Origin of the sequence: Rhizobium sp. AC27/96 (assembly GCF_001692325.1) — a bacterium.
In the GTDB taxonomy this organism is placed as follows: Bacteria; Pseudomonadota; Alphaproteobacteria; order Rhizobiales; family Rhizobiaceae; genus Rhizobium.
On the sequence record NZ_LXKN01000010.1, the window covers coordinates 137,910 to 153,381 of the forward strand.

At 62.2% G+C, this 15,472-nt stretch carries 11 protein-coding genes; 7 read left to right on the plus strand and 4 right to left on the minus strand.

Going from position 1 to position 15,472, the window contains the following annotated elements:
- The first annotated feature begins 12 nt into the window (after positions 1–12).
- From hslV to A6U86_RS11015, 6 genes are all read left to right on the plus strand, one after another.
- On the plus strand, positions 13–540 hold the full coding sequence (gene hslV, locus A6U86_RS10990) for an ATP-dependent protease subunit HslV (protein WP_068390505.1): 528 nt from the start codon (positions 13–15) through the stop codon (positions 538–540).
- Positions 541–585: 45 nt separating this feature from the next.
- The gene (hslU, locus tag A6U86_RS10995; protein ID WP_068390507.1) at positions 586–1,896 is read left to right on the plus strand and encodes an ATP-dependent protease ATPase subunit HslU; all 1,311 of its coding nucleotides are present in this window, start codon (positions 586–588) and stop codon (positions 1,894–1,896) included.
- 161 nt (positions 1,897–2,057) lie between these two features.
- Entirely contained in the window at positions 2,058–3,011 is a 954-nt protein-coding gene (locus tag A6U86_RS11000; RefSeq protein ID WP_068390510.1) for a DUF1402 family protein, read from the plus strand.
- 85 nt (positions 3,012–3,096) lie between these two features.
- On the plus strand, positions 3,097–4,491 hold the full coding sequence (locus A6U86_RS11005; protein ID WP_068390513.1) for a cytochrome P450: 1,395 nt from the start codon (positions 3,097–3,099) through the stop codon (positions 4,489–4,491).
- 87 nt (positions 4,492–4,578) lie between these two features.
- Entirely contained in the window at positions 4,579–6,582 is a 2,004-nt protein-coding gene (locus A6U86_RS11010; protein WP_068390516.1) for a hydantoinase/oxoprolinase N-terminal domain-containing protein, read from the plus strand.
- Positions 6,583–6,700: 118 nt separating this feature from the next.
- Positions 6,701–8,869, plus strand: a complete 2,169-nt coding sequence (locus tag A6U86_RS11015) for a malate synthase G (RefSeq protein WP_068390520.1) — start codon at positions 6,701–6,703, stop codon at positions 8,867–8,869.
- 264 nt (positions 8,870–9,133) lie between these two features.
- On the opposite strand, the gene A6U86_RS11020 is transcribed toward A6U86_RS11015, so the two are convergent.
- Positions 9,134–9,808, minus strand: a complete 675-nt coding sequence (locus A6U86_RS11020; RefSeq protein ID WP_068390523.1) for a L,D-transpeptidase — start codon at positions 9,806–9,808, stop codon at positions 9,134–9,136.
- A gap of 180 nt (positions 9,809–9,988) precedes the next feature.
- Here A6U86_RS11020 and A6U86_RS11025 point away from each other — a divergent pair, with 180 nt between their 5' ends.
- Entirely contained in the window at positions 9,989–10,477 is a 489-nt protein-coding gene (locus A6U86_RS11025; RefSeq protein ID WP_068390526.1) for an MmcB family DNA repair protein, read from the plus strand.
- A 73-nt stretch (positions 10,478–10,550) separates the two neighbouring features.
- On the opposite strand, the gene A6U86_RS11030 is transcribed toward A6U86_RS11025, so the two are convergent.
- From A6U86_RS11030 to hrpB, 3 genes are all read right to left on the minus strand, one after another.
- Positions 10,551–11,138: an ActR/PrrA/RegA family redox response regulator transcription factor gene (locus A6U86_RS11030; RefSeq protein ID WP_068390574.1), complete on the minus strand. Its 588-nt coding sequence runs from the start codon at positions 11,136–11,138 to the stop codon at positions 10,551–10,553.
- 75 nt (positions 11,139–11,213) lie between these two features.
- On the minus strand, positions 11,214–12,551 hold the full coding sequence (locus tag A6U86_RS11035; RefSeq protein ID WP_068390529.1) for an ActS/PrrB/RegB family redox-sensitive histidine kinase: 1,338 nt from the start codon (positions 12,549–12,551) through the stop codon (positions 11,214–11,216).
- A 2-nt stretch (positions 12,552–12,553) separates the two neighbouring features.
- Positions 12,554–15,019, minus strand: coding sequence for an ATP-dependent helicase HrpB (hrpB, locus tag A6U86_RS11040; RefSeq protein WP_068390533.1), 2,466 nt, complete (start codon positions 15,017–15,019; stop codon positions 12,554–12,556).
- Between the last annotated feature and the right edge of the window lie 453 nt (positions 15,020–15,472).

Sequence of the window (15,472 nt, forward strand, 5' to 3'; positions counted from 1 at the left end):
AACAGGTGTTAAATGACGACAATCGTGACTATTCGCAAGAACGGCAAGGTCGTGATGGCTGGTGATGGCCAGGTGAGCCTTGGCCAGACCGTGATGAAGGGCAATGCGCGCAAGGTTCGCCGCATCGGCAAGGGCGATGTCATCGCCGGTTTCGCCGGTGCGACCGCCGATGCCTTCACGCTGCTCGAGCGCCTTGAAAAGAAGCTCGAACAATATCCCGGCCAGTTGATGCGCGCAGCCGTTGAGCTCGCCAAGGACTGGCGGACCGACAAGTATCTGCGCAATCTTGAAGCCATGATGCTGGTGGCCGACAAGAGCGTCACGCTCGCCATCACCGGCAACGGCGATGTGCTCGAGCCGGAACACGGCGCGCTCGCCATCGGCTCCGGTGGCAACTACGCGCTCGCCGCCGCTCTGGCGCTGATGGATAGCGACAAATCCGCCGAGGATGTTGCTCGCCGCGCCCTCGATATCGCTGCCGACATCTGCGTCTACACCAACCACAATGTGGTCGTGGAAACGCTCGACGCCGAAGCCTAATTTCCTTTCTTGATTGTTCCTAGCCCTGATAGGGAAACACGCGAAATGACCACTTTTTCTCCCCGCGAGATCGTTTCCGAGCTCGATCGCTATATTGTCGGCCAGCATGAGGCCAAGCGCGCCGTGGCGATTGCCCTGCGCAACCGCTGGCGCCGCCAGCAGCTCGAGCCCGATCTGCGCGACGAAGTCATGCCCAAGAACATCCTGATGATCGGCCCGACCGGCGTCGGCAAGACGGAAATCTCCCGTCGCCTCGCCAAGCTCGCCGGCGCGCCCTTCATCAAGGTAGAGGCCACCAAGTTTACCGAGGTCGGCTATGTCGGCCGTGACGTCGAGCAGATCGTCCGCGATCTCGTCGAAGTCGGCATCGGCCTGGTGCGCGAAAAGAAGCGCGCCGAGGTGCAGGCCAAGGCGCATATGAGCGCCGAAGAGCGTGTGCTCGATGCGCTGGTGGGCGCAACGGCCTCGCCGGCGACGCGCGACAGTTTCCGCAAGAAGCTGCGTGACGGCCAGCTGGATGACAAGGAAATCGACATCGAAGTGGCCGATACCGGCTCCGGCATGCCCGGCGGTTTCGAAATCCCCGGCATGCCCGGCGCCAATATCGGTGTGCTCAACCTGTCGGAAATGTTCGGCAAGGCCATGGGCGGCCGCACCAAGAAGGTACGCACCACGGTCAAGGATTCCTACAAGGAACTCGTTCGCGACGAATCCGACAAGCTGATCGACAACGAGGCGATCCAGCGCGAAGCCGTGCAATCGGCCGAGAATGACGGCATCGTCTTCCTTGACGAGATCGACAAGATCGCGGCACGCGACGGCGGCATGGGCGCCGGCGTCTCCCGCGAAGGCGTGCAGCGCGACCTGTTGCCGCTGGTCGAAGGCACGACGGTCTCGACAAAATATGGCCCGGTGAAGACGGACCATATCCTCTTCATCGCCTCCGGTGCCTTCCATGTGTCGAAGCCTTCGGATCTCCTGCCGGAATTGCAGGGCCGTCTGCCGATCCGCGTCGAGCTGAAGCCGCTGACCAAGGAAGACTTCCGCCGCATCCTGACCGAGCCGGAAGCCAGCCTCATCCGCCAGTACAAGGCGCTGATGGAAACGGAAGATCTGAAGCTCGATTTCACCGACGACGCCATCGACGCGCTCGCTGATGTCGCCGTGCACCTGAACTCCACCGTCGAGAATATCGGCGCACGCCGCCTGCAGACGGTCATGGAGCGCGTGCTCGATGAGATCTCCTACAATGCTTCGGATCGCGCCGGCGTCTCGGTGACCATCGATGCCGCCTATGTCCGCGAGCATGTCGGCGATCTCGCCAACAACACCGATCTGTCCCGCTTCATTCTGTAGCAGGCCGGTAAAGGCGATTTAAAACAGTAAACACTCGACAGCGGGCCGTTAACTTTTTAGTTAAGGGCCCGTTTCTTTGTTCGGATGGCTTTATTCGGCCAAGATTATCCGTCAGGCAGCCGCACGGAAACATCGGTTGAAACTTCGACAGGACAGCCATCTTGCGACGTATACTGATCACACTTCTTCTGGCGGTCGTCAGCCTCTCCTGGATCCCCGCCTATGCGGAGGCCGCGACGGCGGTGCCGCCTGGCAACCGCAATGCCGAGCAGCCGCCGGTTCCCGGCGCCTCCGTGCGTCGCACCCGTGGCACCAATTCCACCTTCGACCGCAAGTACCAGAAGGTGCGCGAGCTCTTGGCGACCGACACCAAGCTGATGTCGAAGATCAAGTCGACGGCGCGGGCCTATGGCATCGAACCGATCCATATCATCGGCGCGCTGGTCGGCGAACACACCTACAATGTCGATGCCTATGACGGCCTGCAGTCCTACTACGTCAAGGCTGCCTCCTATGCCGGCCAGAGCTTCCGTTTTGCGTATGACGGCGAAAATGTTGATGATTTCATCGCCCGGCCGCAATTCGACGTCTGCAAGAGCAAGCGGGATTCCTACAGCCTCTGGACCTGCCGCGACGATGTCTGGGAAGATGATTTCCGCGGCAAGACGGTCGGCGGCAAGTCCTATCCCGACAATCGCTTCAGCGCCGTTTTCTTTCAGCCTTTCTATGCAGGCCAAACCTTCGGCCTCGGCCAGGTCAATCCGCTGACGGCGCTCGAGCTGTCCGATCTGGTCAGCAGCACCTCGGGCATTCCGAAGCTGAACGAGAAGGATGCGGGCGGCGTCTACAAGGCGATCATGGATCCTGACTTGTCGCTGGCCTTCGTGGCGGCGTCGATCCGCAAGTCGATCGACGACTACCGCTCGATCGCTGGCGTGGATATTTCGGGCAATCCCGGCATTACCGCCACGCTCTATAATCTCGGCAACACCCGCAAGCGGGCTGCAGCTCTGGCTGCAAAGAACCGAGGAGCCGGGCAGCCGGTCTGGCCGGAAGAAAATTACTATGGCTGGCTTATCAATGAGAAGCTGAGCGACCTGAAGTCGCTGCTATAGGTTTTGCGGGCAGCGCTCACCATATCGGGTGCGTGAAGCCGCTGAAGACCAAACAGGAGCCCGGCTTTCGAGGAGAATTGATCTGATGGACATGATCCCGGAAGCCTTCTCTCCGCCGGCGCCGATCCCGCGCACCGTGCCGCCGTCGCGATTGACGATCATACGCACGATCCTGCGGAATCCGCTCGAATTATGGGGCGAACCTTCCTACACGCTCCCTTGGATCAAGACGAAGTTCTTCAACGAGCGGACGCTGATCGTCAATGATCCCGGCCTGATCAAGTATATTCTGGTCGATAACGCGGCCAACTACCGCATGGCTGATATCCGCCAGCTGGTGCTTCGGCCGATCCTGCGTGATGGGCTGCTGACGGCCGAAGGGCCGGTCTGGAAGCGTTCGCGCAAGGCGGTGGCACCGGTGTTCACGCCGCGCCATGCCCAGGGCTTTGCCGGCCAGATGCTGAGCCAGAGCCTGGAATATGTGAACAAATACGAAGGTGTCGGCGAGGAGGGTGCCACGTTCGACGTCGCTGCCGACATGACCGAACTCACCTTCGCCATCCTCGCCGAGACACTGTTTTCCGGCGAGATCGTCACCGAAAGCGAGCATTTCGCCGACGACGTCAACGATCTGCTGCATCGCATGGGGCGCGTCGATCCCATGGACCTGCTGCGCGCTCCCGCTTGGGTGCCGCGCATCACCCGCATCGGCGGCCAGAAGATGCTCGACAAGTTTCGCGGCATCGTCCGCAACACCATGGAGCAGAGGCTCGACAAGATGCGCAGGGACCGCGCCAGCGCGCCCGACGACTTCCTGACGCTGCTTCTGGAAAAGGCCGGCCCCGACGGGCTGACGATGGACGAGATCGAGGACAATATCCTCACCTTCATCGGCGCCGGTCACGAGACGACGGCGCGTGCACTCGCCTGGACGCTCTATTGCGTCGCCAACAGTCCGCATACGCGTCAGGCCATGGAAGAGGAAATCGACCGGGTGCTGGCGACGGATGCCGAGCCTGTCACCTGGCTTGACCTCATGCCGAATGTCCGTGCCGCCTTCGAAGAAGCGATGCGCCTCTATCCGCCGGCGCCCTCGATCAACCGGGCCGCCATCGCAGATGACGAATGGACGAGCCCCAAGGGCGAGCGCGTGACGATAGAAAAGGGGATCACCGTCCTGATCATGCCCTGGACGCTGCATCGCCACGAGCTCTATTGGGAAAAGCCCCGCGCCTTCATGCCGGAGCGATTTCTTCCCGAGAACCGCGGCAAGATCAATCGCTTCCAGTATCTGCCCTTCGGCGCCGGTCCCCGCGTCTGCATCGGCGCGACCTTCGCTCTTCAGGAAGCCGTCATCGCCCTTGCCGTCATGATGCGTCGCTTCCGCTTCGATCCGACCGAAGAGACCGATCCCTGGCCGGTGCAGAAGCTGACGACCCAGCCGCGCGGTGGATTGCCGATGCGGGTGACACGTCGCTAAGACTGTTTTTGCCGCTTGCCAGCTAGCGGCTCAGGCCAGAAGGGTGCAATAACGGCATCACATTCCCTTCAAGAGCTGGATATTTTCGTGACGTCTCATTTCCTGCTCGGCATCGACACGGGTGGAACCTATACCGATGCCGTTCTCTTCCATGAAGCCGATGGCGTGATCGCCAAGGCGAAATCGCTCACCACGCGGCATGATCTGGCCGTCGGCATCGCCGGCGCCGTCGATGCCGTCATTGCCGAGGCAGGCGTTCCGGTTTCGGCCATCGGCCTGGTGTCGCTGTCGACGACCTTGGCCACCAATGCGCTGGTGGAAGGGCAGGGCGGCCGCGCCGGGTTGATCATGATCGGCTTTGGTCCTGACGACTTGAAGCGCGATGGCCTGGCGGAAGCGCTTGGGTCCGATCCGGTGCTGTTCGTGCCGGGCGGCCATAACGTTCACGGCAATGAAAACCCGCTCGATCTGACGGCGCTGGAAGAAGCCTTGCCGGAGTTGGCGAAGTCTGTTTCCTCCTTTGCTGTCGCCGGCTATTTCGCCGTGCGGAATCCGGCTCACGAAATCAGGGTGCGCGACTGTATCCGTGAAATCTCGCATCTGCCTGTCACCTGCAGCCATGAGCTCTCCTCCAAGCTGGGCGGCCCGCGCCGCGCCCTGACGACGTTGCTCAATGCCCGCCTGGTCTCGATGATCGATCGTCTGGTCGGCGCTTGCGAAGGCTTTCTGGCCGCGCGCGGCATTGCGGCGCCGATGATGGTGGTACGTGGCGACGGCGCGCTGATTTCGGCTGCTGAGGCAAAACTTCGGCCGATCGAAACCATTCTGTCCGGGCCGGCCGCGAGCCTGGTCGGCGCGCGCCATCTCACAGGCCTCGACGACGCAGTGGTGTCCGATATCGGCGGCACGACGACCGATGTCGCCGTCATGGATGCCGGCCGGCCGCGGCTTGATGCGGACGGCGCTGTTGTCGGCGGCTACCGCACCATGGTCGAGGCGGTCGCGATGCGCACCTATGGTCTTGGCGGCGATTCGGAGGTGAAGATCAACGACCGCGGCCTCGTCGTCAGTTTCGATCTCGGGCCGCGCCGCCTGCTGCCACTGAGCCTTGCGGCTCATGCGCATGGGCCGGCCGTGCTTGACGTGCTGGAGCAGCAATTGCGCGCATCGCACCTTGCCCGCAATGCCGGCCGCTTCGCGCTGCGCACCGGCTTGCCGGATCATCTGGCGAGTGGGCTTACCGCGCCCGAGCAGGCCCTGTTCGACAGGATTGGTCCAGTTCCCGTGGCGCTGGACAAGCTGCTGACGATGACCTCGCAGAAGGCGACGCTGGATCGGCTGGTGGCGCGGGGCCTGGTGCACCTGAGCGGGCTCACGCCTTCGGATGCCATGCATGTACTCGGTCGGCAGAATCAGTGGAATGCTGAGGCAGCGCGGCTTGGTCTGGCGCTGGCGATGCGGCTGAAGGATGGCTCCGGGCGCCCCATAGCCACGTCCGTCGAAGACCTCGCTCAAAAGATCGTCGATCGCCTCACACGCCAGTCGACCCAAGTCATTCTCGCCGCCTGCCTTGCCGAGGATGGTGTTGCCGATCTGGATCCGGCCAGGTCCATCCCGATCGATCGCGCTCTGCGTCGCGTGCCCGGCATCGCCCGCTTCGCCGTTTCGCTCGATCGCCCTCTCGTCGGACTCGGTGCTTCGGCACCGGTCTACTATCCCGCAATCGCCACGATGCTGGCGACCGAAAGCGCCATTCCCGCTGATGCGGATGTAGCCAATGCCGTCGGCGCCGTTGTCGGCCAGGTGCGGGCCAGCGCCACCGTCGTCGTCACCATGCCGGAGGATGGCATCTATATTCTGAGCGGTGCCGGCGAAAACCTGCGGTTCATAGATGAGAACAAGAGTTTCGCCGATGCGCGAACGCGCGCCGTCGAAGCGGCCATGGCGCGGGCGCGGCTCAGCGGTGCCGTGGATCTCGTCGTCGCGGTGGATGAGCAGGTCGATGCGCCTGAGGTCGAGGGCAATCGCAAGCTGATCGAGGCGCGTTTCATCGCCACCGCCAGCGGCCGCCCTCGGATCGCCGCGGATTGATTGTTTCCCTCAGTGCATAAAACTTTCGAATTATTGCAAAATTGACAGAAGCGAAACGGTGCGCAAAGTGGCAGCATGTGAAAATTGAGCCGTTAAACGGCCGTGAGGAGCATTTGGCATGAGCCGCATTGAGAAGAACGGGCTGCAGATCGAACCGGTCCTGTATGATTTCCTCGTCAAGGAGGCTCTTCCGGGCTCCGGCGTCGCCGCTGACACCTTCTTTGCCGGCTTCTCCAAAATCGTCCACGATCTCGCCCCGAAGAACCGTGATCTCCTCGCCAAGCGTGACCGGATGCAGGTTGCGATTGACGACTGGTATCGCAAGAACGGCGCGCCGGTGGATCTCGCCGCCTACGAAGCCTTCCTTCGCGAGATCGGCTACATCGTGCCCGAAGGCCCGGCATTTTCGATTTCCACCGCCAATGTCGATCCGGAGATTTCCGAGATTGCCGGCCCGCAGCTCGTCGTTCCCGTCATGAATGCGCGCTACGCCCTCAATGCCGCCAATGCCCGCTGGGGCTCGCTCTACGACGCGCTTTACGGTACCGACGCCATTCCTGAGACCGACGGAGCCGAGAAGGGCAGGGGTTACAATCCCAAGCGCGGCGAAAAGGTTATCGCCTGGGTGCGCGATTTTCTCGATTCGACCGTGCCGCTTGCCGGCGCAAGCTGGAAAGACGTCACCAGCATTGCGGTAAAGGATGGCGTGCTGGCAATCGCGACCAGGGGCGGCGCGGCAGCACTGGCGGATGGCAGCCATTTTGCCGGCTATCTCGGCGATGCCGGCACTCCCTCGCATATCCTGCTGAAGCAGAACGGCATCCGTATCGAAATCGTCATCGACGCCACCACCGAGATCGGCAAGACCGATCCGGCCGGGATTTCCGATGTTCGCCTGGAATCGGCGATCACCACGATCATGGATTGCGAAGATTCCATCGCTGCTGTCGATGCCGAGGACAAGGCGGAAGTCTATCGCAACTGGCTCGGCCTGATGAAGGGCGACCTGACCGAGGAAGTCGCCAAGGGCGGCAAGACTTTCACCCGCCGGCTTAATCCCGATGTCGCCTATACGGCTCCGGATGGCGGCAGTTTCGATCTGCATTGCCGCTCCCTGATGCTGGTGCGCAATGTCGGTCACCTCATGACCAATCCGGCCATCCTCGACCGTGACGGCAACGAAGTGCCGGAAGGCATAATGGATGCCGCCATCACCGCCTTGATCGCACTCTACGATATAGGCCCGAGCGGTCGCCGCAAGAATTCCCGCACGGGCTCGATGTATGTCGTCAAGCCGAAGATGCACGGGCCGGAAGAAGTCGCGTTTGCGGCCGAGATCTTCTCTCGTGTCGAGGATGTGCTTGGCATGCCGGGGAATACCATCAAGATGGGCATCATGGACGAGGAGCGCCGCACCACGGTCAACCTCAAGGAAGCCATCCGCGCCGCCGGTGAGCGCGTCGTCTTCATCAACACCGGCTTCCTCGATCGCACCGGCGATGAAATCCATACGTCGATGGAAGCCGGACCGATGATCCGCAAGGGCGACATGAAGCAGGCCGCATGGATCGCCGCCTATGAGAACTGGAATGTCGATATCGGCCTGGAATGCGGTCTCTCCGGCCATGCCCAGATCGGCAAGGGCATGTGGGCCATGCCGGATCTGATGGCGGCCATGCTGGAGCAGAAAATTGCCCATCCCAAGGCCGGCGCCAACACCGCCTGGGTGCCGTCGCCGACTGCGGCGACGCTGCACGCCACCCATTATCATCGCGTCAATGTCGCCGACGTGCAGAAGAGCCTGAAGAGCCGCGCCCGCGCCAAGCTTTCCGATATCTTGTCCGTGCCCGTCGCCTCCAGGCCGAATTGGACGGCGGAGGAAATCCAGCGCGAGATCGACAACAACAGCCAGGGCATTCTCGGCTATGTCGTCCGCTGGGTCGATCAGGGTGTGGGCTGCTCCAAGGTGCCCGACATCAACAATGTCGGCCTCATGGAAGACCGCGCCACGCTGCGCATCTCGGCGCAGCACATGGCCAACTGGCTGCACCACAAGGTCATCACCGAAGCACAGATCATCGAAACCATGAAGCGCATGGCCGCCGTCGTCGACCAGCAGAACGCTTCCGATCCGCTCTATGTTGCCATGTCGGGCAATTTCGATGGCTCCATAGCCTTCCAGGCAGCGCTCGATCTCGTGCTCAAGGGCCGCGAGCAGCCGAATGGCTATACGGAGCCGGTCCTGCACCGCCGCCGTATCGAGCTGAAGGCGAAGCAGGCGGGGTGATACTTTCCCTCGGTCGGAGGCCACCTCGATCCTTCGAGGCCTTGTCGTCTGTGCTGACGCTTTGACGGCAAGGCACCTCAGGATGAGGTGGAGAGAGTCTGCTGGCAGGGAAAAGATCAGCCCTCATCCTGAGGTGCGCAGCCGAAGGTGGAGCCTCGAAGGACGAGGGCGGGTGGGCGGCATGGCATCGACCGCAGTCCCCCAAAACAAAAAAGCCGGGTTCATCGCGAACCCGGCTTTTTGAATTCCAGATACCAGCAATGATTACTGGATAACGACGACCTTGGTGCTGCGGCCCGGCAGGACGCGGCTGTAGAGATCGATGACGTCCTGATTGATCAGGCGGATGCAGCCCGAGGAGGCAGCGGTGCCGATGGAAGCCCATTCCGGCGTGCCGTGCAAGCGGAACAGCGTGTCCTGGCCCTTGTCATTGTAGAGATACATGGCGCGCGCGCCGAGCGGGTTCGAAAGCCCCGGGTTCATGCCGCCATCGACATACTTGGCGATTTCCGGACGGCGGACCGCCATTTCCTTCGGCGGATGCCAGTTCGGCCATTCCTGCTTCCAGGCGACGTAGGCGGTGCCGGACCAGGAGAAGCCCTGCTTGCCGACGCCGATGCCGTAGCGCATCGCTTCGCCATTGCCGAGAATGTAGTAGAGGTGGCGTTCGCGCGTGTTGACGATGATGGTGCCTTCAGCCTCGTCGGACTTGTAGGCAACGATCTGGCGGCGGAACTGCGGCTTCACCTTCTGGATCGGGATCGCCGGCAGCTCGAAGCCGTTATCGCTCGTCATGCCGTAGTCGCCATCGAAGGTCTTGATGGTGTCGGCGGCGGAGTTTGCGGTGGCGGACGGCGCGGCTGCGGCAGTGGTGGCATAGCCAGCCGACGCGAGCATTGCGACAAGGCCGAGTGCAGTCATAGCATTACGGATGCGCATGGAAGACTCTTGAAATTTCGTGGCAGGGGAAGGATGACTATTGATCATCTTTGTCTACGGTTTATTTTCCATTAAACTAAACTTTGCAAGCTGCTGCGGGGCTACAAAAATAGCGCCGGCGCGCAAATTAGAGGGACATGGTTTTTTTGCAACAATGCTTGCCTGTCCCCGAGGCAATTCATGACGATTTTGAACGTTTACAATAACAATCCGTTAATAGATGGCCGGCAGTCGGAACGTGCCATGCTTGTACGCAAAGGCATGCAACTATTACTGCACGAAATGCGCCATGCCGTCTTGCCTGAGTTGCCGCTTTCCAGCGGTCGGAGGGCCGACCTCATCACCCTCTCCGAAAAGGGCGAGATCTGGATCATCGAGATCAAGACATCGATCGAGGATTTCCGCGTCGACCGCAAATGGCCCGACTATCGGCAGCATTGCGATCGGCTGTTCTTCGCCACGCACAAGGACGTGCCGCTGGATATCTTTCCGGAGGAATGCGGGCTTTTCCTGTCGGACGGCTACGGTGCCCACATGATCCGCGAGGCGCCGGAGCATCGCCTGGCGCCGGCAACCCGCAAGTCGGTGACGTTGAATTTCTCCCGCGCGGCCGCCCAGCGCCTGTTGTTGGCGGAATGGGCGACGGGCAAGTCCTTCGCGCCGGAATAGGTCACTTTCCAGCGCAATTCCGGCCAGCGCAATTCCGGACGGAAAACCGCTGCACGCTTTTCCCGGAAATGCTCTATTTCGGCGCCCGCTTGGCAAGGATGCGCTGCAACGTGCGGCGATGCATGTTGAGGCGTCGCGCCGTTTCGGAGACGTTGCGCTCGCACATTTCATAGACGCGCTGGATATGCTCCCACCGCACGCGGTCGGCGGACATCGGATTCTCGGGCACTTCCGCCTTTTCGCCTGGGCGCTGCGTCAGCGCCGCATAGACGTCATCGGCGTCCGCGGGTTTGGCCAGATAGTCTAGCGCGCCGAGTTTGACGGCGGTGACGGCGGTGGCGATGTTGCCGTATCCGGTCAAGACGACGATATGCGTGTCGTCGCGCTTCTGCCTAATGGCTTCGATGACATCCAGGCCGTTGCCGTCGCCGAGGCGAAGGTCGACGACCGCATATTGCGGCGGGTTGGCCTTGGTCTTGGCAACGCCTTCCGCCACTGATTCCGCCGTCTCGACCACGAAGCCGCGGGTCTCCATGGCGCGCGCCAGCCGGCGCAGGAACGGGCCGTCGTCATCGACGATCAGCAATGTCGCATCCGCGCCGATATGGGCAGCAGCGTCCTTGTCCCCGGCATGCGGGGCGGCAAGCTCTTTATCCGTCATTCTATCTTCTATCCCGGCGATCATCCGCCTGCATATTCTACCAATTTTGACAGCCGTTGTTTTAAGCCGTGAAAATCATTTTGTCGAATTACTGTCGATCAACATGCGCGGCCATTCGACGCGGACGCGGGCTCCCGGCGTTTCCGGATCGCGGTTTCCGAAGGAGAGAGCGGCGCCGGAGCGCTCGAGCAGGGTCTTGGCGATGAAGAGGCCAAGCCCAAGACCACCTGCCGTATCGTCTCGCTGCCGTGTCGTCACATAAGGCTCGCCGATCCGCATCAGTATCTCCGGCGAATAGCCGTTGCCGTCGTCCTCGATGACGATCGTCAGCGTATCGGTGGTATATTCCACGGTGACGGTCACCGTCTTGCGGGCATAATCGATGGCATTCTCGATCAGGTTGCCGAGCCCATACATGATGCCGGCATTGCGGTTGAGCACCGGCTCGCCGGCTCGTGGGCTTCTCTCTATCAGTTCCAGAGCGATCCCGAATTCGCGATGCGGAGCGATGACCTCTTCCATCATCGACGACAGCGTCAGCCGCCGCATATGCGCCTCGTCCTCCGAGGAGAGCGTCGTCAGCCGCCGCAGGATATCGCGGCAACGTTCGCTCTGGCTGCGCAGCAGCGCCACATCCTCGCGGAACCGGTCGTCCTCCTTGAGTTCGCGCTCCATCTCCTTGGCGACGACACTGATGGTCGCAAGCGGCGTGCCGAGCTCATGCGCCGCCGCCGCCGCCAGCCCGTCGAGCTGGGAGAGGTGCTTTTCCCGCTGCAGCACCAGCTCCGTCGCGGCCAGGGCATCGGCAAGCTGCGACGCCTCCATGGAGACGCGATAGGCATAGAAAGCCGCAAACGCCATGGTGGAAGCGATGGAGCACCATACGCCCAGCTGCATCACGCTGTGCACGCTGGTGGCAACACCGTCATACCAGGGCAGCGGGAAAGGCGAGAAGGCAAGGCCGGTAATGCAGATCATCGCCAGCCCGATCAGCGTCATGCTGTAGCGGATCGGCTGCGAGGCGAAGGAAATGATGACGGGCACGCAGACCAGGATCGAGAAGGGATTGGCCAACCCGCCGGTAATCAGCAGCAGCCCGCAAAGCTGCAGAAGATCGACACTGAGCAGCGCGAAGGCCGCCGGCGGCTCCAGCCGGTGCGTCGGCGGAAAGCGCAGGGTCAGGAAGAAGTTGATCCAGGCGAGGCAGGCAATCAGCACGCAGCACGGCATCAGCGGCATCGGGAACTTCAGCCAGAAGGCGACGATCATGACAGTCACAGTCTGGCCGCCGACGGCAAGCCAGCGCAGGCGCACCAGTGTCTGCAGCCTCAGCCGCCGGCTGCTGAGATGGCCGTCCTGAGCCTTGATCTCGGCCTCGGAGAGTTTTTCTAGTCCTCTGAAGAAGCGTGCCATCTTCAGGTCCCCCTTGGTTTGACGCGTGTCGTCGGCGGCGCATCCGCCGGGGCTTCCGGCCAGGGGTGCCTCGGATAACGCCCGCGCATGTCGGCGCGCACATCCCTCCAGGATCCGGCCCAGAAGCCGGGCAGGTCGCGCGTCGTCTGGATCGGCCGATGCGCCGGCGATGTCAATTCCAGCACCAGCGGCAGTTTGCCACCGCCGATGGTCGGATGCTGCTTCAGGCCGAACAACTCCTGAACCCGAATGGTCAATAGCGGCTCCTCGCCATCATATTGTATAGGATGGCGCTGGCCGGTCGGCGCTTCGAAATGCGTCGGCGCCATCCGGCTGAGGTCGCGTTGCAGCTCATGCGGCACCAGCGCCATCAGCCCGTTCGAAAGCCCGCCCGATGCAATGTCGGAAAGGCCGCGCGCCTCTGTCTGGAATGGTGTGAACCAGTCGTCGAGCCGTGCGAGCAAGGCCTCGTCGCTCATGTCGGGCCAGGGCTCGCCGATCGTGCGGTATAGAAAGCCTATCCGCGCCCGCAATTGCGCCGCCTCCTTGGAAAAGGGCAGTGCGTCGATCCCGAGCTCGCGAATTCCTTCGGCCAGCGCCTTTGCCGCCTGTTCGCCGGAGGGGCGCGGCAGAGGCGTTTCCTCGAAGATGATGGCGCCGAGCCGCGTGGCGCGCCGCGCCCGCACCTGCCGGCTAGCTTTGTCGAAGAAACTCTGATCCTCGGTGCGGATCTCGCCCGGCAGATGTTCCTCGACATCCCCTCGCGAAATCTCGGCAGCAGCAAGAATACGTGCCTGTGCCGCGCGCCCGGTGAGATCGGCGATAACGAGCATCGGCGATCCGGCAAGGCGCTCCGTTTCCGGCAGTTCCGCACCGCGCCCATTCGCCATGACGAAGCGTCCGCGGCCGCCGCGCTGCAGGGCGATCCGGTCCGGAAAGGCATGCAGCAGCAATGAGCCGGCCAGCGCAGGCGTCGTGGAGGCGGCAGCCCGGTTGTCGCCGGCGGCCGATGCCAGCCTCCCCGCAAGCCGGCGTGCTGCCTCGGCGCGTTCGCCCTTTTCCGTCTTGAAGCGCCGCAACCGTTCTTCGAGATCAATGCTCTGTCCGCCGAGCCCCTGTTCCGTCAGCAATACGGCCACCAACGCCGCTTCGCGCCCCTGGCCGGATTCGGCGGCAGAGATCACCATCGCCGCCAGTCGCGGCGGCAACGCTAGCTCTCGCATCAGGCGGCCACGCGCCGTCAGGCCGTTTTCCGCATCGAGCGCCCCCAGTTGGCGCAACAGCGATCGTGCCTCTGCAAGCGTGATGACCGGTGGCTGGTCGGCGAAGGCGAGGGTCGCCGGATCCTGTACGCCCCAATGCGCGAGATCGAGCGCCAGACCGGAGAGATCGCTGGAGAGGATCTGCGGTGGCGTGAAGGCAGGCAATGCCGCCGTCTGGCCGGGATGCCAGAGACGAATGGCAATGCCCGGCTCGGTTCGCCCGGCGCGGCCGGCCCGCTGATCGGCCGAGGCGCGCGACACGCGCACCGTTTCCAGCCGCGTAATGCCGGTCGAGGCCTCGAAGACGGGTAACCGCTGCAGGCCGCTATCGATAACGATGCGCACGCCATCGATAGTAATCGATGTCTCGGCGATCGAGGTCGCCAGCACGATCTTGCGGGTACCCTGCGGTGCCGGCCGGATTGCCGCGTCCTGCTGCTTCTGGCTGAGATTGCCGTAAAGCGGTGCGATCATCGTCGCGGGGCCGAACCGGCCTTCAAGCCTTTCGGCGGTGCGGGTGATTTCGGCCTGTCCCGGAAGGAAGGCGAGGATGGAGCCCTGTTCGCTGGCGTGCGCATCGAGGATTGCCCGCGTCACCGTATCCTCGATCCGCTCGCCGGCTGGCCGGTCCTGATGACGGATGTCGATCGGGAAACTGCGGCCCATGCTCTCTATCACAGGCGGATGTCCGAGCAGGGTTGCGACACGCTCCACGTCGAGTGTCGCCGACATCACCAGAATGCGAAGATCCTCGCGCAGCGCCGATTGTACGTCGAGTGCCAGCGCCAGACCGAAATCCGCATCGAGCGAGCGCTCGTGAAATTCGTCGAAGATGACGGTTGAGACGCCGGAGAGTTCGGGATCCTCCAGGATCATCCGCGCGAACACGCCTTCCGTCACCACCTCGATCCGGGTTTTGACTGAGATGCGATTATCCAGCCGCATGCGATAGCCGACAGTGTCGCCGACCTGTTCGTTGAGCAAGGACGCCATGCGGGCCGCCGCCGCCCTTGCCGCGAGCCGCCGTGGCTCCAGAACGATGATCTTGTCATCGCCGCGCCATTCCTGACCCAATAGGAAAAGCGGGACCAAGGTCGTCTTGCCGGCGCCGGGCGGTGCTGAGAGCACGGCGCGCCCATGTTCGCTGAGAGCCACGCCGATATCGGCGAGCACATGGGTGACCGGCAGTTCGGGTAATGGAGGCACTCTATATGTCACGCCTGCCGGCTCCGCACATATTCATAGGGCAGGATCGCGGTGCGCGCCTGCTCATCGTCGAGGACCAACATTCTCCGCTCCTTCTGTAGCTTGATTTCTATTAGGTGCTGGGTGGGAGACTGGCAATGCGAGGATTGTCGGGCCGAGGGGCGCTAGGCGGCCCCGCAAAGGCGTGAATCCGCCTCTCTGAAAGCCGCCTGCTGGACGTTTTGCCCGAAAGGAGTAAAATGAATCCGGAAATGGGGTTTGAACGGGGCGAATTTCCCAGAATTTTTGCCACTTTATCAAATCTCTCTTTTTTATCAATGTGTTAGAAAAATGTCAGAATTTTTACAGTATGAGTGTTGACTTGGTTCGGAGGTAGGGTCTATAAGCCCGATCACTGAACGAGGGCGGCGGCGCTGCTGGCGACGAAGTCCTTCGCTCTAGTGTTTCCTGGAT

Coding starts and splice junctions, on each gene's coding strand:
- A6U86_RS11025 (WP_068390526.1), top strand. CDS start 9,989: ATGACGATTTTGAACGTTTACAATAACAATCCGTTAATAGATGGCCGG.
- A6U86_RS11015 (WP_068390520.1), top strand. CDS start 6,701: ATGAGCCGCATTGAGAAGAACGGGCTGCAGATCGAACCGGTCCTGTAT.
- hslU (WP_068390507.1), top strand. CDS start 586: ATGACCACTTTTTCTCCCCGCGAGATCGTTTCCGAGCTCGATCGCTAT.
- A6U86_RS11005 (WP_068390513.1), top strand. CDS start 3,097: ATGGACATGATCCCGGAAGCCTTCTCTCCGCCGGCGCCGATCCCGCGC.
- A6U86_RS11035 (WP_068390529.1), bottom strand. CDS start 12,551: ATGGCACGCTTCTTCAGAGGACTAGAAAAACTCTCCGAGGCCGAGATC.
- A6U86_RS11030 (WP_068390574.1), bottom strand. CDS start 11,138: ATGACGGATAAAGAGCTTGCCGCCCCGCATGCCGGGGACAAGGACGCT.
- hslV (WP_068390505.1), top strand. CDS start 13: ATGACGACAATCGTGACTATTCGCAAGAACGGCAAGGTCGTGATGGCT.
- A6U86_RS11020 (WP_068390523.1), bottom strand. CDS start 9,808: ATGCGCATCCGTAATGCTATGACTGCACTCGGCCTTGTCGCAATGCTC.